Source organism: Gemmatimonadaceae bacterium, from assembly GCA_036496605.1.
GTDB lineage: Bacteria > Gemmatimonadota > Gemmatimonadetes > Gemmatimonadales > Gemmatimonadaceae > AG2.
The window spans coordinates 1-20,772 of record DASXKV010000046.1; the positions used below are offsets into that span (position 1 = coordinate 1).

Below are 20,772 nucleotides of genomic sequence, written 5' to 3' on the forward strand. Positions count from 1 at the left end.
CAAGAGAATGCTGTACTCGATGCGCTGCTCCGCGCGCAACCGTTTCTCGACGAGAATGCCGCATCGCTCACGGGCGTCGATCTCACCGCCGCCCGCAAGCGACTCGACGACGTCGTGGTGACGTTTACCGCGCACGCGTTCCATCAGGACGTGGGCAGTCGCGGCGCGAAAGGGGAGACCGCGAAGCAGCGCCAGCTTCGTCTCGAGCTGCGCCGACACCCAGATGGAGCCCGTCGCCGTCATTGCACGACGGAATCTCCGAACGACTCCGGAGTTCGTCTCACTGAATCGCTGTTGCATGCGTGGCAGGCCGTGCGAGACGCCGGAGAACCGGTGCTGCAAAGGCACCGGCAGTAGCACCGACGCCTACGGGAGTAGAAGCATCAGCTGTAACGCTTCCGGTGAGCGAAAGCACGCCGGCTGCGGCGGCCTAACCGCGGTAGAGGGTAGAGGGTAGAGGGTAGAGGGTAGAGGGTAGAGGGTAGAGGGTAGAGGGTAGAGGGTAGACGGCCACTCTGTACACTCTACACTCTGCCCTCTACCCAATACTCTCCACCCTCTACCCTCTGCCCAATACTTTCTACACTCTACTGGTGCGAGTCTCTCATGACGCTACGAAGCCCTTTCTTTCTTCTGAGTTTCGTCGCCACCACGGCGCTGAATGCTCAATTGGCTCTCATTCCGAAGCCACGCGAAATCACGCCGCTCGGCACGACCGCGCTGCGTAACGGCCTCACGATCGACGCTCCCGCCAACGCCGACGACCGCTTCGCCGCGAACGACCTCGCGACGACCCTCCGCGACCGCGGCGTCAATGCCCGCGTCGCAACTGGAGCGGCAAGTGCGCGCATCACTCTTCTCCGCGCCAGCTCGCCAACTGCCCAGAGGCTCCTCGTCGCCCAGAAGCTGACCCTCACCGGCCCCGCCCGCGACGAAGGCTACGTCATTATCAGCGAGGGCACGCACCTCACGGTGATCGGTGCGACGAGCGCCGGCGTCTTCTACGGCGCGCAGACGGTCAAGCAACTGGTCGAAGGCAGTGGTCCGAGCGCGACGCTCCACCGGGTCCGCATCCGCGACTGGCCCGCGCTTCGCTACCGCGGCCTCCACGACGACTTGTCACGCGGACCTGTGCCAACCCTGGAGTTCCAAAAAAAACAGGTCCGTACCTTCGCCGAGTACAAAATCAACGTTTACTCACCCTACTTCGAGCAAACGCTCACCTACGCCTCGAACCCCCTTGCCGCGCCGCCGGGCGGGGCGATGTCGGCGAGCGACGTCCGCGCACTCGTCGCCTACGCCAACCTATACCATATAGATGTGATCCCCGAGCAGGAGGCCTTCGGGCACCTCCACCATCTGCTCAAGTACGAGATCTACTCGCCGCTCGCCGAGACGCCCCACGGGCACGTGCTCGCGCCGGGACAGCCGGGGTCGATGGACCTGATCAAGCAGATGTTCGCCGAAATTGATACCCTCTTTCCGAGCCGCTTCATCCACCTCGGCGCCGACGAGACCTTCGAGCTCGGCCGCGGCCAGACGATGGATAGCGTCCGCGCCAAGGGACTCGGCGCCGTCTACATCGGCTTTCTCCAGCAGATCGAGCAGGCGCTCCGGCCGACCGGCAAGCGGTTCCTCTTCTGGGGCGACATCGCGCAGAATAGCCCGGATCTCGTAAAGACGCTGCCCAAGGACATGATCGCCGTCGCGTGGGAGTACGATCCCGCGCCAAAGTTCGATCGCCTGATCACGCCATTCACCGACGCGGGTCTGGAGACGTGGGTGGCGCCCGGCGTCAACAACTGGAGCCGCGTCTGGCCCAACTTCGCCAACGCCCTCGCCAACATCCAGGGATTCATTCGCGACGGCCAACGGCTTGGCGTTACGGGCGCTCTCAACACGAGCTGGGACGACGACGGTGAGGCGCTCTTCAATCAGACCTGGTACGCGGTACTCTTCGGCGCCGCGGCAAGCTGGCAGCAGGGAGAGAGCAGCATCGATGACTTCCAGCGTTCGTTCGGCCGCGTCTTCCATGGCGATACCACCGGCCTCATCGACGCCGCGCAGCGGGAACTGATCGCCGCGCACACGGTGCTGCAGCGCCAGGGCGTCGGCGACGCGAACGATTTCCTCTACTGGCTCGATCCATACACCGATGAGGGAATGCTAACGGCCGATCGCATTCGGCCGGCGCTTCACGATTTGCGAGTACTTGCCGAATCCGCGCTCGTGAACGTCGCCAGGGCGCGCCAGGCTCAACCCGGACTCCGCGAGGCCGATGCGCTCGACGCGCTGGAGCTCGGTGCCCGTCGGGTCGACTTCATCGGTATGAAATTCCAGTTCGCGGACGAGATTTCGGCGATGTACGCCCGAGCCGCCGCGGCGGACACGTCGCGGGAGGGCCGGACCAACGCTGGCCGAGACCTCTCGGACATCAGCGGGACAAACGGACGGACACAGGACTTGCGCGACGGGTACACGCTCGGCCGAGAGCTCTATGACAAAGCATGGGGACGTGAGAACAAGCCGTATTGGGAAGGGAATGTGCTTGCCCGTTACGACAAGGCGACCCAGCTCTGGATCGATCGCATGGATCGGCTGACGCAAGCACGCCGCGAGTGGTCGCGGACGCGTCGGCTTCCGCCGCCCGATTCGGTGGGAATTCGATTGCCGAAATCGGGTTCAACAGTGTCGAGTTTGCGCTAGCTCCTGTAGCGGATTCGCGACAAACGTCCGCTCGCAAAAGGCACGGTTAGCCCCACGCAGCAACGATTTCGCTGGGCGATCGCGCTTTCGTGACTGCGGTCACACCGCGCATGAACTTTGCCTTGGCGTGCATCACCGATTTGGGGGTGCACATGAAGCCAGGTTCGCTGCGAGTAGTTACAATCGACGATCAACGATGGGTCGTCCGCACCGTGTTCCGAGTTCGCACGGGTCCTGATCCGCGCGAATCATCGCTTCGGTTCTTCAACGGCGCCGAGTCGCGCTACGTCCGGAATTATCCGGAGGACTGGCCTGCGCTGCCGGAAAGCGAGCTGACCTCCATCTTCGAGCGCGCCGAGCCGCGGTCGTAGTCAAACTACACACGACAGACCCAGGACCGGGATGTGACCCCAATGTCATGTCCCGGCCGTATCATTTACTGGGCCTGCGGCGGCGGATAACATCGCTCTGGCGCCTTGCCCAAACACCTGTACGTTAGAGCGCGTTAACCTTTCTTCGTTCAGGTGTCGCGACTGTGTCGTCGCAATTACTCGAAGAGCTTCGCGAAGCACTGCAGGAGCATTACGCCGTGGAGTCCGAGGTCGGGCGCGGCGGGATGGCTACGGTATTTCTGGCCGAAGATCTCAAGCACGGCCGGCGCGTCGCGATCAAGGTTCTGAGCCCGGAGCTGTCGTCGTCGATCGACAGCGATCGCTTCAAACGCGAAATCCAGATCGCCGCCCGGCTCAACCATCCGCACATTCTGCCGGTCTTCGATTCGGGCGACGCGAACGGACTGCTCTACTACGTAATGCCGTTCGTCGAGGGCGAGTCGCTCCGCGGACGGCTCAAGCGCGAGATGCAACTGCCGATCGACGACGCGATAGCGATCTCGTGCGAGGTCGCGGACGCGCTTTCGTATGCGCACTCGTTTGGCGTCGTCCATCGAGACATCAAGCCCGAGAACATCCTCCTGCACGGTGGGCACGCCGTCGTTGCCGACTATGGAATCGCGCGAGTGATCCAGGATGCCGGCGGGGAAAAGCTGACGCAGACCGGTATGTCGGTGGGCACCGCGGCGTACATGAGCCCCGAGCAGTTCAGCGGCGAGAACATCGACGGGCGGAGCGATCTGTATAGCCTCGCCTGCGTGTTGTACGAGATGTTGGTGGGCGAGGTGCCGTTCACGGGCCCTAACGCGATCGCGATCATGGCGCGGCACACGATGGAGCTGCCGCCGTCGATCCAGATCGTCCGTGGGACAGTGCCTGACGAGTTGGAGGGCGCGATCATGCACGCCCTCGAGAAGGTACCGGCGGACCGTTTCGCGACCGTTGCACAGTTCAAGGACGCGTTGCTGGGGCAGGGCGCGACGAGCACGTACGCGCGGCGGACGCGCGCACAGACGAGGCAGCACGAAGCGCAGACCGCAAGAATCAAAGTCGTGAGGCGACGCCGTCGCACGCTGGCGTACGGTGCGGCGGCGATGCTGCTACTGGCGGCTGGAAGCCTTGCCGCGAGGTACTATTTGTGGCCGCCGAAGCCGAAGACCGGCCACGTCCTTTCCGGCGACGTCGATCTCCGCCGCTTGGCCGTGTTATATGTGGAAGATCTGAGCCGCGACTCGTCGCTCCATGATGTCGCGACTGGATTGACCAAGTCCCTCATCGATCGCCTCGGGGAGGTAGAGGGGCTTCAGGTGATATCGGTTGAGGGCGTGGCACCGTTTGCCAAAACGTCCATTGCGACCGACAGCATTGCGCGTGCACTGCATGTGGGAACGCTCGTGCGGGCCAGCATCGAACCGGCTGGCAATCAATTGCACGTCGCCGTTAGGCTCGTCGATGGATCGAGTGGCGTTGATCTGGACCGTTCGGGATTCGACGTGCCCAAGGGAGCATTTCTGAGTGCGCGCGATTCGCTGGTGCAACGGGTGTCGGACCTGTTGCGCCAGCGGTTAGGCGAAGAAGTACGGATGCGCGAGTTGCGGAGCGGCACGACGAATGTCGAGGCGTGGGCGCTGGTGCAGCGCGTCGATAATAGTCGACGCCAAGCCGAACAATTGAGCGAGGTTGGTGACAGCGTCGGCGCCGCGCGACAGTACGCCATCTCCGATTCGCTTGCCGCACGAGCCGCGGAACTCGATGCACAGTGGTCGGAGCCGCTCGTCCAACGCGCCACGATCGCTCATATCAGAGCGCGTTTGACGAGGGATCCAGTTGAGATTCGTGCCCACGCCGATACCGGTCTGCGGTATGTGGCCCGGGCGCTGGAGCTCGATCCCCGCGATGCGAGCGCGCTCGAGATGCGCGCTCGGCTCATCTATGATCCCGTGTCTCTTGGACTGGTTCGAAACCAGCAAGATATCGACGCGATTCTCGACAAATCGGAACGCGACCTTCGTGACGCGGTGACGTTCGCGCCCCGGCGTGCCACTGCATGGCAGGCGCTCAGCGTCATCGAAGACGCAAAGAAGAATGTGTCGGAGGCAATGGTAGCTGCGCGCAAGGCGTACGAGACCGATGCCTACCTCCGCGCCGCGCCCACCATTCTCTGGTCGATGTTCCAGACGTCGTACAATCTCGAGCAGTTCTCCGACGCCCTTCACTGGTGCGATGAAGGGCACCGCCGGTTCCCCGCGACTCCGGCGTTCGTCCGCTGCCGGTTGTATTTGTCCTTCACTAAAGCAGTCACGCCGGATCCAGATGAGGCCTGGCACCTCGTTCGTGAGCTGGAGCAGATCACACCGAAGCCGATGTGGGAGTATCAGAAGCGTGAGGCGGAGATCCTCACGTCAATCGTTCTCTATCGCGCGAACTTGAGTGACAGCGCGCACCACGTTCTCGAGCGAACGGCAGCGGGTCCAGACATCGATCCGCGTGGAGAGCTGGTTGCGTTGCGGGCTCTCGCCCACGAAAACTTCGGCGAAACCGACCAGGCAATCACGCTCATCGAACAAGCTTTCGCGACACACCCAGAGCACCGCGCCGGCTTCGGCCGGATGAATGCTTGGTGGTGGCGCGATCTGCAGAAGAGTCCCCGCTTCAAGACGCTGATCGCATCCGGCCGCTGAGTAAGCGGAGTTCCACGCGAAGCGCCAGCATCAGCAACAGAATTTCTGCGCTCTACCGACGGCTAACATCTTCCGTCGCCTTTCATTTGCTTTCACTAACCGAGGATGGTTGCTATGAACTCTTTAACGCGAAGATACTTCCCGCTCCTTTTGCTGCTGGTAACTCTCGGAGTCTCGGCCTGCTCGGACCGCATGACCGATCCGCGGCAGCTGCGTCCGGGACAAGCGGGGAAAGAGATCGTTGACGGCAATCACGGCGGTAATACCGACGTGTTCTTCCTGCCTCCGATTGTCGGCAACCCGAACAAGGCACCGGGCTACGGTGATCCGTTCCAGGCCGGACTGCCCGTTTCGTTTGTTATCACGGACCAGAGCACGAACGCCGTCGTGAAGACATTTCCGCCATCGGGCGTTCAGGTCGACCTAACGAACCAGTTCTATTCTGCAAATTGGAACACCAAAGGGACTCCGATCGACCTCACACACCAATACCGTATTCAGGTGGCCGTCGGGACGAAGAACATTGCGCACGCCGACGTGGTGTTCGGTGCCGACGCGCGCAGTTTGAAGAATGTCGATACTGACGACTTCATCACGCTCGTAGATGGCCAGACGCTTCCCATCAAGGTGCGCATCGAGCAGGGCTGGGATTGTCTGGACAAAACGAGCTGCGTAACGGCGGTCGTACCGACGACCATTCCTTCGGGTCAGACCGTGACCGTGACCACGGGAGGCACGTTACCCAACTCTGTCCGATTCACATCAAACAGCAGTGGGATCTGGGCGACCAATGTCGATGGATCTCCCCTGACTGGCCCCGTAACCGTAACCGTTCAGGACATCTCGAGCCTCCATTCCGAGTCGTCGGGTGGTTGCGCGAGTGGCCTCGGCATTCGGCTCAGCCAGAATCATTGCGTGCAGATCACGACCGATCCGGTAATCAAGCTCGCCTCGCCGGCGACCGTCGGCACCTGCTTGGCGAATCCTGGTGACGATCGACAGCTGCTCGTCAAGTACAGCACCAATCCGAATCATCCGGAGCCAACCCGATTCTTGGCGGATGCGCCGCCGCCCAGCAACTGTCCTCCGCCGCAGATCGGCTCGGCGATTCATTCATCCAATCCGCTAGTGCGATTTGCCGCGAGCACGCTGTCGTATTTGGGTCGCGGTCTGAGCTGGGTTGCTGGAGTGCGTACCGTGTACGCGTTCGATACGGGCGTGGGTGGGATCGTCCAGAGCGGCGACGGCTTCAGCTCAATCTCCCCGGCTTTCCCCGAGCAGATGGCGATTTTCAGCGGCGACGCGCAGCAAGCGGTTGCCGGCACCCAAACAGGCAGTGACCTCGTCGTGCACCTTGCGTATGTGCACGATGTTGGCGAAGGGGGACTCAGTCCGGATGTTCTGGGTGCGAGCCTAACGTGTACGGCCCTCACCGCGGGAGCCAATTTTACAGCCGCTCACATCAGCAGCGTTGCCGCGACCGAACTGGGTAATGGTAGATACTCCTGCGGTAGTCCCTTCCTCTCTCAAACCGTAGGCCCGAATCAGTTCAAGGTCACCGCCGCGGGTCTCCTCGACGCGGTGCTGTTCGATACCGGCGACGAACCTGTTCTGCTGCAGGGAAGCGTCACGTTCACGGAGCAAGGCATTGTATCGCCAATCGCCAGCGTGTCGATCGATCAGCCTTCGCTGAACCTTCAGGTGGATGACGAGCCCGTACTGAATGCAACCGTGGCGCTGACACAGGGTACCCAAGCCTCGACCGCGGTGAACTGGACGATCTTGAGCAGCAATCCAAGTGGCGCGATCGGTATTAAGCCCGCCGGCAACGCCGTGGAATTGATCGCAAACGCACTCGGTACGGCGACGGTCCGCGCGACATCGGTTGCCGATCCGTCCAAGCATGCCGACGCGACAATAACCATCACGCAAAGTTTCTCTGGCGAGGTGGGCGACTCCACCGGAGATGCGGCGCAGCCTCCGGAACAAATCCCGGCTCCGGACCTCATCTCTGCGTCGCTGACAGCAGCCAGAGGCAATCTGAGCATAGTGATCCGATTTGCGCCCGGCTCCCGTGTCAGTAGCACGATAGGTCGCATCTCGTTCGACACCGATAAAGACATTACGACGGGACTTTCCGGTCTCGATGCCGCCCACACCGATGCCGACAAGATCGGCGTCGATTATGTCATGCTCGTCGGTTCGGGCTTCAATAGCGGCAATGCACAGCTGATCGAGATTCAAGGGACTTCATCGGTCAGCGTCGGCAACTTCGCCGCCGAGTACGTGGGTGACGAGATCCACGTCACGATTCCACTGTCTGCTCTGGGCAGCAACGGGAGCCTGAATTTCAAGGCGGAGTCCGAAGTGCTCCTCAGCACTGGGCAAATCACTCCATTCCTTGATATCGCGCCCGATGCTGGGCTGCCGGTGGGTACCACATTCCCAACTGTTCCCGCGCCGATCGGCTGATCAGCATGGCGGTTGCTGAAACGTGAACGGCGGCTCGCACGGAGCCGCCGTTCACGTTAGGTAGCGGCTCGCGACGCTTACGGGGTCATCGACACCGTCGGTCTCCCGTTAGGCGCATCCTCCACGGACTTCAGCACGTCGCGCCACTGGAACTTGCGACCGCTGTGACGCACCCAATAATCCATCCACGCCATCTCGCCAACCGACTTGAGATACTGATTCCGCGGATCGGGTATCCCATGGGAATTTCCCGGATACACCCAGAACTCGGTCGGCACGCCTAACCGCTTGAGCGCCATGTGGAGCTCCTCGCTCTGCGGGCGCGGCACGCGCGGATCGCCGTCGACGACGTGAATGAACGTCGGCGTCTTCGCGTTCTTGATATACGCCGCCGGCGATTGGCGCCACCAGTGCTCCATGTCGTCGTACCAGAGCTTGTCGCCGAGGTACCACTGACGCAGACGTTGCGTGTCGCTCTCGCCGTACATCGAGATCCAGTTGAAGGTGCCCGCGCCGGTGCTGATCGCCTTGAACCGGTTCGTGTGCGTGAGAATCCAGTCCGAGTAGTGTCCGCCGGCGCTCCAGCCTAACGCGCCCATCTGCGTGCTGTCGACGATCCCCTGCCCGATGAGGTAGTCGACGCCGGTCATGATGTCGTCGAATCCCTTCGTGAAGTAATCGCCCTGACTCTCGATTTTGAAACGCTGACCGTAGTTCGTCGACTCACGGTAGTTGGGCATGAGCACGGCGTAGCCCGCGCCCGCGTACACCTGCGAGCCGTAGCCTCCATTGAAGCCCAGTACGTCTGCCGCGGCAGGGCCTCCGTGAATGGCGACGATGAGCGGATAGCGCTTCCCCGGTTGATAACCGACTGGCTTGACCAGCACGCCGCCGACCATGCGGCCGTCTCGTGACTTCCAGGTTACCTCCTCTTCCTCGCCGAGATCGATCGAGTTGCGGACCCACGGATTGGCATCCGTCAATTGCACCCACTTCGAACGATCGGCGATGCCCCCAACCGACGCGACCGTGAAGAGCGTCGTCGGCGTCTTCGGGTCGGAGTAGGTGATCGTTATGCGGCCGCTCTCCCCATCTTCCGCGGCGCGTAGCGCCGCCTTTTCGTGCGTGAGCTGCTTCACCTCGCCGGACGCGACGTCGATGGAGCACAGCTGATCCGTCGCCTTGATCCCTTCGTTGAAGTAGATGGTCCTGCCGTCCTTGGACCACCAGCCAATAGTCACGTCCCCATCGAAGCTTCCGCCGATCTTCCTGAACTGACCGCCGCGATTCGAGAGCTCACGAACATAGATCTTGTTGAGATGCATGAACTGGAAGTCGTCGGGCGCGCTAAAGGCAACCAAACGTCCATCAGGCGAGAAGCTCACCGGCCCCTCGCCGATGTCCTTGTTGTTCGTTAGGCGTTCGATCTTGCCCGTCCCGACTTCGAGCAGATACAGGTCGGCGTTGTCGTTCTGCTCGAGGATGTTGCGCTCATAGCGATTGGGCGACATGCCATGAAAGCCGATCCACTTGCCATCGTCCGAAATCGTGAAATTGCCGACGCTATACGACGTGTCGTGCGTCAGACGCGTCGTCTGCTTACTGTCGAGATCGACCATCCAGAGGCTCGAGATCGGCGTCTCCGGATTGCGGACGCGAACATCGAAGCGTTTGTCGAAGCGCGCGCGTTCGTCCTTGTCGACCGTATCGGAAGTAACGAAGTAGATGCGCCGAGAATCGGGGGCGAGTTGCCAGAGGCCAACGCCCGTCGGGTGATGCGTGATCTGCACCGGCTTGAGCGAGTCGCCGCTCGCGATCGCCGAAGCGGACAACGCGTACAGCTGCTCCTCCTCCGCGCGGCCCGAGCGATAGACGAGCCATTTGCCGTCTTTAGCGAATGCGAACGTCGAGACGCCGTCGCGCGCGTCGGTGATCTTGCGCGCTTCGCCGCCATCCGGCCGAATGACGTAGAGTTGGTTGCCTGATCCACCGCCGCCCGCGGCAGCGAACGCGCCACCCGCGGGCAGGTTCGGCGCGGCGACCGCGCGCGGCGCGACCGATCCGCCGGGCGCATTCTCGCGCGCCGTCGCATCGCGGTCGGAGGCGAAAACGAGGTAGCTCCCATCGTGCGACCAGCGCGGCGTCGTCTCCGTCTTTTCTTTTGTGTACGTGAGCTGGCGCGTGCTCGCGATGCCGCGCTCGGTGTTCACGATGTAGACGTCGGACTGCCGACGGGCTTCTCTCCAGTCGGGGACGCTGATGGTGTAAGCGAGCCATCGACCGTCGGTGCTCAGGTCCGGCGTGGCGACCTGCCGCATATTCTGGACATCGAGAAACGTCATCGGACGCCTGGACTGGGCGGAGGCCGCGGTCCCAATGAGCGTCGTTGCGCCGATCAGTGTCCACGCGCGCCAGGCGCGAATGTTAGGCACGGGGGTACGGGCTAGAGGTTAAGGACTGACGGACGGGGGCATCGGAATCTGATGTCCGGTGCGCGGTCCGTCGAGTAATACGCGCACCCAATGACCTCTCGTTGTCAGAGAGCGGTGACGGGAGGCGGTGGGCCCCGGTTTAGCTTATCGGTGACCGCATGAACGCTCTGTCCGCTTCCCAATTGCCCGATCCCGAACCGGCACGGCCAGCCGTCGACTCTGCCCTCGTCGATCGGGCAAAGCTCGGCGACATCCAGGCCTTCGAGGCGATCGTCGCGCGTTTCTACGCGCGCTGCATGCGCTTCGCGCAGGGGATGCTCCGCGATTCCGCGGATGCGGACGACGTCGTGCAGGAAACCTTTGTCCGACTCTATCGAGCCCTGCCCCGCTACGAGGAACGACAGCGTTTCGACTCCTGGCTTTTCCGTATCCTTGGCAACTGCTGCCGAACCGCGAACCTGCTGCAGCAGCGGCGTGAATCCTTCGACCGGCTGGACGAAGGCGCGTTGCTCGACGTCCCGTCGACCGACCGTCCCGATGCGTCGTTCGATCATGAATGGGGTGCCGAGGTCCGTCGCGCGCTGGCCGAAGTGCCGGAGTACAATCGCGAGATCTTTTTGCTGCATTACGTGGAAGGCTTCTCCTATCAGGAAATCGAGCGCATCACTGGCGTCAGGCAATCGGCGCTCAAGATGCGTGTGAAGCGCGCGAGCGATTATCTACGCACGCGTCTCGCAGGGGTGCACCGTGACTGACCGCGGCGAGCCAGGCCCGATTGTCGATCGTGCGCTCGAGACGCTGCGCGAACTCCCCGCGGTCGACGACGACGCCGTCGCGCGCGTCGTGGCAGCGGCGGCGCGAACACGTGCGCAGGATATCGCGCCTAACGAAGACGATCTCCTCCGGCCGCCTCGGCTCGGGCGCCGCTACTGGCCAGTTGTTGTGACGGCGGCGGCGGTCGTTGTCATGCTCGGCGGCGCGATCGCGGTGAGCCTCGTGCGATCACGATCCGGCCGCGAGGACGTACCGATCGTTGCCGCTCCCATTGTGCCCGCGAGCAATCCGGCGCTCGGCGCGGATGCGGTTCCGGTGCCGACGCAGTTCGTCTACGACGGGCGCGCACGTCACGTCGTGCTCGTCGGCGATTTCAATAACTGGGACGCGCATGCGACGACGCTCGAGCGAGAACCTGGGAGCACGCTCTGGTCGGTGACCGTGCCGATCCAGCGCGGCCGGCATGTATATGCGTTTCTCGTCGATTCCGTGTGGACTGTCGACAAGCATGCGCCAGTCGCCAGCGATCCCGACTTCGGCGTCATCGGATCGGTGATTCTCGTCGGCCGGCCATGATGCGCGCTCTCGTCTTCGTCGTAGCCGTCGGTTTGCCGCTGCGCCTCGCCGCGCAGGAGTCGCCGAGTGCACGTCTCGACGGAAAGCTCGACGTCGAGACGCAAACCGCCGTGCTGCGCACAATCGACAGCGCTCGCACGCGCGGGCTGCCGACCGAGCCAATCTTCGACAAGGCGCTCGAGGGAGCGACGAAGCGCGCCGCTGGTCCACGCATTCAAGCTGCCGTGGCCGCGCTCATGCAGCGCCTCGAAGTCGCCCGCGACGCACTCGCGCCCAACCCGGGGCCGCGCGACATCGCTGCGGGCGCCGATGCTCTCGCCTACGGCGCGACGCGTGAAGCGCTCGCGGCAATGCGCGCCATCCGGCCTAACGAATCGGTTGCCGTCCCGCTCGGCGTGCTCACGCAACTGGTTGCCAGCGGTGTGCCCGTGGCTCGCGCCACGCGCGTCGTCGCGGATCTCTTACGCCGCGGCGCGCGCGACGAGCAGCTCATCGCGCTGAATAACGACGTTCGCACCTTTGTCGCCGCTGGTGCTTCGCCTCAGGCAGCGCTGGATGTTCGGATGCGCGGGCTGAATGCCGTGCTCCCGCCGGGCGGTGGCATCGCGACGGGCGACGCCGCGGCGCCAGGCCAAATGACGGCGGGGAGCGGCAAGAAGCCCTGATTGGCGCCTGCCGGGGCCGCGTGACACCGATCGCGACGGCTGCGCAACCGCCTTTTCGGCCCGTGTTCCCGGCTGTACGCTTAGCCGGTGCATCGGCTTGCGCTCACCGGCTTTCTCCTCGTCGCTATGGCGGTCCGCGGACGCTGTCAGGCGGCGGGTGTCGCCGATGGCTTTCTGGACCTTGGCGGAGCGCTTCTCAGCCAGTCGAACCTCTCGAACGGCGTCCTGACTGCCTCCGGACAGCTCCGCTATTTGACGCCGCAGTTTGCCTTGACGATGAACGGCATCGCGGCCCGCACGCCCAACGATCTCTACAGCGGGCAGGGCGTCCTTTCTGCGTCACGGTATGCCGCGCCATCGCAACGGCTGCGCTGGGAGCTTGGCGGAATGGCGAGTGCCTTTGGTCTCAGCAATGCCGCGCCGTCGCTGGGCTGGCAGCTGCTGGCACGTGAGCACTTCACTGGCTCGTTAGGCGGTGTCTTTCTCGGCGCAGCTGGTGGCGCGGTCACCCAGAGCAATGTCAGCAGGCGAGTGCTGAATGCACACACCGGTGGTTACGTCTTCCTCGACCCGTTGGGGCACGACGAGCTGTCCATCGCGCTCGCGTTCACAGATGCCGGCATGCGTGCCGACACTGGTCTGCTCGATCGATACGGTGACGCGATTGGGTACTGGACGCACCGAAACGGGCCCGTGGAGCTCCTCCTCGGCGGTGGCCTCCGCGCCGTCTCGATCAGGCAATCGCAGTACCAGAGTTGGGGTTCGGCCAGCATCGTCCTCTGGTTCGCGAGGGGCGCGGCCCTTGTCTTCGCTGGCGGCCAAGCGCTGGAGGATGCTTCTCGAGGCGTGCCGACCACCCGCTATCTATCGGTGGCAATGCGTTTCGGGACCTCGAGCGCCCGGCCAGGGCTTGTGACGAGCCCTGTACGTGACCGTCCGGACATGGATGGCGGCCGCATCGACGTCAACGTTAGGGGTGACTCGGTGCGTATCGTTACGGTGCGTCTTCGGTCGGCCAAGATGGTCGAACTGATGGCTGACTTCACCGACTGGGAGCCCGTCAACATGTCACAAGTGCCTAACGGTGACTGGACCATCGAGCGGATCATCGCACGGGGGACGCATCGCGTCGCGATTCGCGTCGATGGCGGCGCGTGGGGCGTTCCGCCGAATTTGCCTCGTGTCTCGGATGAATTTGGCGGCGACGTTGGCCTGCTCGTCGTGCCGTAGCACGGCTCGTTATCGACAGTTCGGCCCTGGCTGCTGGCGAGCTTCCGTCTCGCCGGCGACATTCGATGGATGCTCGTGATGCACGGTTTTCGGAGAAAGAACGCGTGAAATCGATCCTGCGCGCCAACGGCGGCGCTGCAATCGCCAACTTCGCTTTGACCCTCCTGCTCGGCGCGCTTCTCGTCGCTCCGGCGGAGGCGCAAAAGAAGACTCCCGAGTTCACCCGTCAGGGTTTACTCATCACGACCTTCGTCCCGCGCGGCACGGCCGACTTCGGCTTTGGCAACAAGGCCGCGGACGAGATTCGTGGACGCGTCGCGAAGTTCTCGAACAAGCGTGAGGTCGACGTCATTTCCGGCGGTGACATTGGCTGGCAGCTCACCAAGGCCGGCATGCCGGAAGACACGCTGCTCGACGAGCCGACGATCCGCACGTTGGGTAAGCTCATGCGCGCCGACGAGTATGTCGTCGGCAGCGTCGAGCGAGCGCCGCACCGCGTGCGGCTTTCGGGACGCCTCGTGCTCATGCGGGACCAGCGCATGTCGGAACCGCTGCCGGCGGCCACCGCGGAAAATCTCGGCCTCGCCGCCGACCAGTTCGGGCGCGCGCTCGCGGCGGCGAGGGGCGAGCTCGTACCGCAGCGCCGGTGCGAGAACGCGCTCCGCGACCTGCAGCCGGAACGCGCGCTCCAGTCCGCGCGCGAGGCCGTCGCGGCCTATCCGCCAGGCGTCCTCGCGCACGTCTGCCTAACGTGGGCGCTCCGCGCGACGGGCGCACCGTCGACGGAGGTGCTGACCGCGGCCAAGGAGGTGCTCGCGGGCGATTCGTTGAATCCGCACGGCCTCGAGAATGCCGCGATCGCACTCGACTCGTTGCATCGGCGCGACGAGTCGGCGAGCTACTGGCTGCGGCTCGCCGCGTCCGACACTGCCGATCTCGAGCTGACGCAACGTGTCGTATTCGCCATGGTGCTGGGCGGCAGCTCGCGACGCGCCGAGCCGTTGATCGTTCGCGCTGCGGACGCGCATCCGGACAGTCTCGGGCTGCGGCGACTCGAGTGGCGCGTCGCCTACGAGAATCGACATTGGCCTGTCGCCATCAAGGCAGGCGAGGCCCTCCTCGCTACCGATTCGGCCACGGCGAAGGATTCCGTCTTCACCCTGCGTCTCGCTTCGGCATACCGTGCGAATGGGGATACGTACCATGCCCTGGCACTCGCCGCGCGCGGCGTCGTCGCTTTCCCAGGTGACGTGAAGTTGTACACCCTTTACACCCAGTTCGTACGGAGCGAGGCGGACACCGTCGTCCCACGCGGGATCGCGCTCTTCCCACGGAGTGCCGAACTGCTCGCGATGCAGTCGCGCGATCTCCGGGCGAAGGGTCAGCTCGCCGAAGCGCTTGCCGCATCGCGCCAGGCGCTCGCGGTGGACTCGACGCTTGAGCGCGGTGAGCTGATGATTGCTCAGGGCGAGATCGAGCTCGGCCGTCCGGACAGCGCGCTCGCCGCGCTTCGGCGGGCCCTCGGGCGCGGCGAGGACACCGCACTCGTCGCCCAATTCGCGCTCGGCCGAGGAAACGCTCTGCTCAAGGCGGCCAACGGTACCAAGTCGCGCGACGATTTCCAGCTTTCGATGCGATTCCTCGCGCTCGCCGATACGCTGCGCCGGACTCCGCAGTCGGCGTTTCTCCTCGGCGTGGCGGCGTACAGCATCACGCAGTCGGCGGTGGCCGACGCCCCGAAGATGACCGAGAAGACCCAGAGTTGCGAGCTCTCTCATCTCGGCGCGGAGACGCTTCCCGTCGCGCGTGCCGGGCTGGAGGCTGGCCAAGAGGTCTCACCGGACGCGGCCAAGCAGTTCCTGGACTACCTCGGACAACTCGAGCCGTACGTCCAGCGACAGATCGACGCCTTCTGTCCAAAGAGCTGATGCTGGTAGTTGGTCGTTGGTGATTGGTGATCGGTGGTTGGTGATTGATGTTTGGTGATTGGTGGTTGGTTGCTGACAACCACGAGCAACCAACAACCAACAACCAACCACCCACTTGACACTGCGAGACCGTCGCTCCTAGCTTCCAACCGCGCACGGTGATTTCTCCCGATTTGACGGGCCGCGCGCCGGGCTCCTGCCAAGACTGGTGCCCGCCAATCCCGTCTAAGTCGTGGCAATGGCCCCGACGAGAGTCGGGGCTGTTTCTTTTTTCTATAGACTTCAAATGAGCAACTACATCTTCACCTCCGAGTCGGTCAGCGAAGGCCACCCGGACAAGGTTTGCGATTACATCGCCGACTCCATTCTCGACGCACATATCACCGCGGATCCACGCAGCCGCGTTGCATGCGAAGTCCTGTGCAAGAGCGGACAGGTCGTCCTCGCGGGGGAGATCACCTCGAGCGCGTCGGTGGATTACGAGAAGATCGCTCGTGACGCGATTCGCGAGATCGGGTACGTCGATCCTAACGAGCCATTCAATGCCGGCGGCGTACAGGTCACGCAATTCATTTCGCGGCAGTCACCCGACATCGCGATGGGTGTCGACACGGGCGGCGCGGGCGATCAGGGCCTCATGTTCGGCTTCGCGACGGACGAGACGTCGGAGCTGATGCCGCTGCCCGTGCAACTCGCGCACAAACTCTCGCATCGCCTCGCGGTCGCGCGGAAGCGCGGTGAGCGCGACTGGCTTCGCCCCGACGCAAAGACACAGGTGTCGGTTCTGTACGAGGATCACCTGCCAGTGCGAGTGACGACGGTGCTCGTGTCGACGCAGCACACTGCCGACGTGTCGCAGCAGGAGATTCGTGATTACGTCTCCGGCTGCGTCTGTCCCGAGGTCCTTGGCAGTTGGTTCGATCCGAGCGTCGAAGTGCTCGTGAATCCGACTGGCCAGTTCATCGAGGGTGGTCCGTCGGCCGACTGCGGCGTCACGGGCCGGAAGATCATCGTCGACACGTACGGAGGCATGGGTCGTCACGGCGGCGGCGCGTTCAGCGGGAAGGACCCGAGCAAGGTCGACCGCAGCGGCGCGTACTTCGGTCGTTTTGTTGCACGCCAGGTAGTGAAGCAGGGGATCGCAAAGCGCGCCGAGGTGCAGGTGGCGTACGCGATCGGCCGCGCCGAGCCGGTATCGGTTCGCGTCGACACCTTCGGCACCGGCGATTGGCGTGCGGCGGAGCAACTGGTTCAGACGTTCGACTTCCGTCCGTCAGCGATGATCGAGAGGCTGCAGCTGCGCCAGCCGATGTACAAGCAGACGACGAATTACGGTCACTTCGGGCGGCAGGGATTGGCCTGGGAAGCCTAACGATCGAACGGCGGACGGCTCATAAGTCTCGCCTTTCCAGGCCGCCCGTCTATCGGGCAGCCTCGCCACACGAGATGCCCGAGAAGTAGCTCCTGTGCAATACGTTCGCTGCGTTTGTCGGGGTCACGTCTACCGACACCTTGAGCGTAGCGCCATTGGGGAGCGAGACGCCCTGCGTTCCGGAGCGCAGAATCCATTCGGCACGACTGACTTGCCCGATCTGCTGCCATGAATCGGCGGCGTAGAAGACCTGGAACACCGTCCAGGGACTGCTGAACGGCCCGACAACGTTGTACGGAAGCTGTCCGAGCAGCACCGAGACACGCCCGTCGTGGTTCGTCGCGGGCCAGTCGATGGTCTGGGTCAGCGTGTTGCCGCCTCGCGTCTCGACCAGTGTCCCCTCCAGCATCACCTGCACGCCATTCGTGCCCGGGGTAAAGATGGGCGCGACTCGGAACTCCAGTTTGGGATCCGGCGTGCCTCCGGCGAAGAGCAGATCCGAAAACGCCGCCAGCCGGTTGAACATGTCGACGAATCCGGGCAGGAGCTTCACGTCGCTCGGTACTTGTTGATACGAATTTCCCTGCTTCTGCAGAGAGCTCTGGAGTACTTCCGAGTACATCGTCCAGAGGGACCCAGATCCCGGCCGGAGCATCGAAGTTACTTCAGAGATCGACGCCTGAATCGTGCTCGCCGGATTGAAGGGGAACTTGTTCAGCGTTAGGCGTGTGCCTGCGCAGAAGTTGCGCGCGCGCGCGTTGACCTGATCGGCGCCGAAGTGCGCGAGCAACGGATCGGCGTTGTTGATCGGGTCTTCCATCAGCTTCTGAACGGTGCTCTGGATCTGGCCTTGTTGATCGATCGTGAACGACGCCGCGATCGTGCGCACCGCCGACTTCGCGTTACCGCCTGCCGACGCGGCGGTCTGGACTTGCGCCGGACCGCTCGCCTGGTCGAGCGCTGTCTGGAACGCGACGAGCGCGCTCATGTACGCCTGATTCCCCGGACCGATCAGCTTCGTCGTATCGGCTGCCGGAGTTACCGCCTGCACCGGCTGGAATACCGTGGCGATGTCGGGCGCGACGTTCGTGTTGCGAGATGCAATCGAAAAAAGCGTCAGCAAGGGCGACTGATTGCCACTCAGCGCCGTCAGCTTCTGCGACGCGTCGCGCACGCTGGCATAATGCGCGATCGACGACGAGCGCAGGAAGCGCCGCCAGTTCTCGATGTAGTCGCTCGTGTACTGCGCGCGCAGATCCGCGACGAGCTTTGTCTCGTTTGGCTGCGGCGCGCCTTCGCCGACGACCCAGCTCTCGCCCTGCAAGTAGCGATCGACGCCTTTGAACGCGCCCTGCATGAACGTATAACCAGCCTTCGTGAACGCTCCCGGCACTTCGTATGAGCTTACTAAATACTGCGCCGAGCCGGGATAGCGCCGATTGAACTGCACTGACTGGCTCGCCTTGTTTGCCTCAGCGAGCATGAACTGATAGATGCGCTCCGAGCCCGAGCCCTGCCGCAGGATGGCACGCCCGCGCGTGACCGCGAGGTTGTCCGCCTTTTGCGGCAGCGGATTGTGGAACGGGAGCTCGCGGGCGTAGGTGTCGAACTGCCGTTGCGCGATCTGCACTCGCGCGGAATCGAGCGTGTGGCCATTCAACCACTGCGTCATCAATACCGGCGACAGGAAATCGACCGTGCTCTTTTCCGGATATGTCGTCGTGATGAGGTAGCCCTTGAGCAAACTGTAACTCGTCCCATAATCCTCGCCGGTCCGTGCCGAGTCTGGCAAGCTGCGAAGCGACTGCAGGAGATTCGCGCGGGCGTTCGCGAACATCAGCCGATTGAAGGCGGCGAAGTACGCGTCGCGCACCTCGGAAAAAATCGACGATCCGCTGTAGAGTCCCCAACGGAGCGACAGCGGAGCACCATGATGCTCGTACTCGCTGAGCGTGTCGATCTGCGCACGCAGCGTGTCGAGCTTTCGCATCGCGTCGAGAGGAGGGAAATCGACGTTGTTCGGCGAGATCGCAGCAATCCCGCGCGCGGCGTCCCCCACCTGCCGCTCGAGCTGGCGGTTGCCGCTGTACGAAATCGCAAACGCCATCGAGAGCAATAGCGCCAATGCGGCGCCGCCGGCGAGCGTGGCGCGCCGCAGGAATCCAACGCGCTCACCGCCTTGCGTTAGGCGTATTGCGGCATCGTCGGCGAGAATGACCTCACGGAACAGCCGCGGCAGGAAGTCCCAGCGCGGCACTTTGCGCGTCCGTGGCGTGCTCGGCGCCGCGGCAGCGCCTGCCGTCGCCGCAAGCTGCTGCACCGAGAAGACGCCGGTCGCCGAGCGCGCGCCGACGATCTCGCGCGCTTGCTGCAGTGCCGGAGTGTACTCCGGCGTGGTGTCGCTCACGAACACCGCCTGGACGCCAGTGAAATAGAAGCCCCGCAACACCGGGCTTCCTTTCAGCGCACTCGGCTTTCCGATCTCGCGAAGGAACTCGACGATGAGCGGCGCGACCTTCCGCACTTCACGCGGGAACTCGTACGCGCCTGGCTTCCACTCAGCGGCGTGCTCGCGCGACAGCACCGGCAGCCTCCGGCGAGCCAGCGAGCGATAAATGTCCTGCATCGCCCGCTCCAGGCGAGGCGTTATGCGCTCGGCGTAGGTTCCGCCGGTTTCGGTGTCCGGAGGGAGCGACGCGCCTAACGGCTCGCGAGCCTCGTCCGCCGAGAAGTTGCGGACGAATGCCTCGAAGTTCGGAATCGCGTCCGCTTTCGTGAAGAGCACGTAGGTCGGAAGCTGGACGCCGAGCTCACTCGATGCCTCGCCGAGGCGCTCGCGCAGCGTCCGCGCGGCGGCGGCGGCCGCTTCGCCGTTTCCGGCCTTGAGCAGCTCGTCGCAACCGTAACAGACGACGGCGAGTCGCGGCGCCTGCGGCTTGCCCGTGAGTGCTGCGACCAGGCTGCGCGGGCGTAGCGCACGCACGAATTTCTTCCAGTTCTCCGGTGCGGCCAGCACTGATCCACCGGCTTCAGCGAACACCGTTCCATGCGCGAACCACACGTTCGCGGTCTTTGTCGGCGCAACGGTGTCACCGCGCATCGTCTCGCCGCCGAGGACCTCGGGCTCCAGGCCGGAGCGGACGACAACGGTCGTCTTCGTGCTCCCCTGCGGCCCGAGGATGAGCACGACAGGCAGCTTGGCGAAGCGCGCGTCCTTGTTGCCGCCAGGCTTCGCCGCGACGAGCTGAGCACGGGCCGTGTTGAATACTTGCTCAACTTCACCCGCCAGCTTCGCTTCCGGCGTCGCCGGACCAGCCGGCGTCTGATCGCGGAAGAACCAGAGGATGAGAGCCGCGGAGATGAGTCCGAGCAGCGGCAGACCACCACGCAGCAGCCAGGCGCCGCCACCCGTCGGATGCAGTAGTCGCACCGCCACGATCGCCGCGACGACGTACACCAGCAGCACCGCGGCGGCAATGATCCAGATCTTGATACGTCGCGTCATGATCACTCCAAATGCTTCGACGATCCGCCAGTCAACTCG

At 63.7% G+C, this 20,772-nt stretch carries 12 protein-coding genes and 1 pseudogene; 10 read left to right on the forward strand and 3 right to left on the reverse strand.

Features of this window, described 5'->3' with window-relative positions; translation table 11 throughout:
* A partial coding sequence (locus tag VGH98_17700; GenBank protein ID HEY2377812.1) for a hypothetical protein occupies positions 1-348 on the reverse strand: 348 nt, incomplete at its 3' end.
* A gap of 258 nt (positions 349-606) precedes the next feature.
* Here VGH98_17700 and VGH98_17705 point away from each other — a divergent pair.
* The 4 genes from VGH98_17705 (at position 607) to VGH98_17720 (ending at position 8,251) form a co-directional block, all read left to right on the forward strand.
* Positions 607-2,706: a beta-N-acetylhexosaminidase gene (locus VGH98_17705; protein ID HEY2377813.1), complete on the forward strand. Its 2,100-nt coding sequence runs from the start codon at positions 607-609 to the stop codon at positions 2,704-2,706.
* A gap of 89 nt (positions 2,707-2,795) precedes the next feature.
* On the forward strand, positions 2,796-3,077 hold the full coding sequence (locus VGH98_17710; GenBank protein HEY2377814.1) for a hypothetical protein: 282 nt from the start codon (positions 2,796-2,798) through the stop codon (positions 3,075-3,077).
* A gap of 164 nt (positions 3,078-3,241) precedes the next feature.
* Positions 3,242-5,779 carry a protein kinase gene (locus VGH98_17715; GenBank protein HEY2377815.1) on the forward strand — a complete coding sequence of 846 codons (2,538 nt, stop codon included), beginning with the start codon at positions 3,242-3,244 and terminating at the stop codon, positions 5,777-5,779.
* A gap of 192 nt (positions 5,780-5,971) precedes the next feature.
* On the forward strand, positions 5,972-8,251 hold the full coding sequence (locus VGH98_17720) for a hypothetical protein (GenBank protein ID HEY2377816.1): 2,280 nt from the start codon (positions 5,972-5,974) through the stop codon (positions 8,249-8,251).
* A gap of 77 nt (positions 8,252-8,328) precedes the next feature.
* Here the strand turns inward: VGH98_17720 and VGH98_17725 are convergent, their stop codons facing one another.
* Entirely contained in the window at positions 8,329-10,683 is a 2,355-nt protein-coding gene (locus tag VGH98_17725; protein HEY2377817.1) for a prolyl oligopeptidase family serine peptidase, read from the reverse strand.
* 158 nt (positions 10,684-10,841) lie between these two features.
* On the opposite strand from VGH98_17725, the gene VGH98_17730 reads away from it, so the two are divergent.
* The 6 genes and pseudogenes from VGH98_17730 to metK all read left to right on the forward strand — a co-directional run bounded on the left by VGH98_17730 (position 10,842) and on the right by metK (position 17,225).
* Positions 10,842-11,438 (forward strand): RNA polymerase sigma factor, encoded by a 597-nt coding sequence (locus VGH98_17730; GenBank protein HEY2377818.1) that lies wholly within the window; start codon positions 10,842-10,844, stop codon positions 11,436-11,438.
* A complete protein-coding gene (locus VGH98_17735; GenBank protein HEY2377819.1) occupies positions 11,431-12,033 on the forward strand; it encodes a glycogen-binding domain-containing protein in 603 nt (200 codons plus the stop codon). Before VGH98_17730 ends, VGH98_17735 begins: the two co-directional genes overlap by 8 nt.
* On the forward strand, positions 12,030-12,698 hold the full coding sequence (locus VGH98_17740; GenBank protein ID HEY2377820.1) for a hypothetical protein: 669 nt from the start codon (positions 12,030-12,032) through the stop codon (positions 12,696-12,698). Before VGH98_17735 ends, VGH98_17740 begins: the two co-directional genes overlap by 4 nt.
* A gap of 87 nt (positions 12,699-12,785) precedes the next feature.
* The gene (locus VGH98_17745; protein ID HEY2377821.1) at positions 12,786-13,928 is read left to right on the forward strand and encodes a glycogen-binding domain-containing protein; all 1,143 of its coding nucleotides are present in this window, start codon (positions 12,786-12,788) and stop codon (positions 13,926-13,928) included.
* A gap of 104 nt (positions 13,929-14,032) precedes the next feature.
* The gene (locus VGH98_17750) at positions 14,033-15,856 is read left to right on the forward strand and encodes a hypothetical protein (protein HEY2377822.1); all 1,824 of its coding nucleotides are present in this window, start codon (positions 14,033-14,035) and stop codon (positions 15,854-15,856) included.
* 286 nt (positions 15,857-16,142) lie between these two features.
* Positions 16,143-17,225: pseudogene (gene metK, locus VGH98_17755) on the forward strand (methionine adenosyltransferase).
* 52 nt (positions 17,226-17,277) lie between these two features.
* On the opposite strand, the gene VGH98_17760 reads toward metK, so the two are convergent.
* Positions 17,278-20,733: an ImcF-related family protein gene (locus VGH98_17760; protein ID HEY2377823.1), complete on the reverse strand. Its 3,456-nt coding sequence runs from the start codon at positions 20,731-20,733 to the stop codon at positions 17,278-17,280.
* Positions 20,734-20,772: the final 39 nt, after the last annotated feature.

Coding starts and splice junctions, on each gene's coding strand:
- VGH98_17720 (HEY2377816.1), top strand. CDS start 5,972: ATGACCGATCCGCGGCAGCTGCGTCCGGGACAAGCGGGGAAAGAGATC.
- VGH98_17730 (HEY2377818.1), top strand. CDS start 10,842: ATGAACGCTCTGTCCGCTTCCCAATTGCCCGATCCCGAACCGGCACGG.
- VGH98_17760 (HEY2377823.1), bottom strand. CDS start 20,733: ATGACGCGACGTATCAAGATCTGGATCATTGCCGCCGCGGTGCTGCTG.
- VGH98_17705 (HEY2377813.1), top strand. CDS start 607: ATGACGCTACGAAGCCCTTTCTTTCTTCTGAGTTTCGTCGCCACCACG.
- VGH98_17740 (HEY2377820.1), top strand. CDS start 12,030: ATGATGCGCGCTCTCGTCTTCGTCGTAGCCGTCGGTTTGCCGCTGCGC.